The organism is Bacteroides sp. HMSC067B03 (assembly GCF_001811315.1).
GTDB classification, from domain to species: domain Bacteria; phylum Bacteroidota; class Bacteroidia; order Bacteroidales; family Bacteroidaceae; genus Bacteroides; species Bacteroides faecis.
In genome coordinates this window covers 1-214 of sequence record NZ_KV804278.1, presented here as the reverse complement: position 1 = coordinate 214, position 214 = coordinate 1, and the positions used below count along the sequence as shown (strand labels likewise).

The following is a 214-nucleotide window of genomic DNA, read 5'->3' as shown; positions in this document are numbered from 1 at the left end:
TCCACTCGCATTTTTCGACGATGCCGTTCCCGTTCTTGTCCGGACTGGTATCTCGATGCCCGAGGATATCAATAATGTCGTGGCGGTGGCAGATGTCCTGAACGAGCTCGCGCATCGCTTTCTTCTGTGCGTCCGTCCGGGTATCCTTTGCCTTGCCGTTCTTATCCAGTCCGCCCTCATAGCAGATACCGATTGAACATCGGTTATAACTGGT

At 53.3% G+C, this 214-nt stretch carries 1 protein-coding gene; it reads right to left on the bottom strand.

From position 1 onward, the window contains the following. Positions 1-214: N-acetylmuramoyl-L-alanine amidase (locus HMPREF2794_RS03030; RefSeq protein ID WP_139147229.1), on the bottom strand; the 214-nt coding region annotated here is incomplete at both ends.